General features: G+C 69.7%; 1 protein-coding gene. It reads right to left on the bottom strand.

What is annotated here, in order from left to right:
- A partial coding sequence (locus tag AAH991_RS40300) for a GDSL-type esterase/lipase family protein (protein ID WP_346231214.1) occupies positions 1–403 on the bottom strand: 403 nt, incomplete at both ends.

The raw sequence follows: 403 nt of genomic DNA, 5'->3' as shown, positions 1-403 counted from the left end.
ATGATGGTCGCGACGAACACCTCGGCGTTCGGCGCGGCGGCGGTGATGTGGTCGATCAGCGTCGACAGCCGCTGCGGCGCGCCGGACACGTTGTAGTTCTGCAGCACGTCGTTGGTGCCGATGTGCAGCAGCACGGTGCGCGGGGTGTAGGTCTGCAGCCAGCGGGTGATGTTGGCGTCGATCTGGTCGATCCGCCAGCCGGGGTGTCCCTCGTGGTCGTGGTCGCCCAGATTGCCCGGCCCGTTGAACTGCGAACCGACGAAGTCGATGGTGTAGCGGCCGGCGGCCAGGCGCTGCCACAACCCGATCCGGTAGCCGCCGGGCACCTGGGTGCCCTCGGTGATCGAGTCGCCCAGCGGCATGACCCGCACCCCGCCGTTGGACTCCGCGCTCGCGACGCCCG

The sequence above is a fragment of the Microbispora sp. ZYX-F-249 genome (genome assembly GCF_039649665.1).
In the GTDB taxonomy this organism is placed as follows: Bacteria; Actinomycetota; Actinomycetes; order Streptosporangiales; family Streptosporangiaceae; genus Microbispora; species Microbispora maris.
This window is presented reverse-complemented; position numbering and strand designations above follow the sequence as displayed.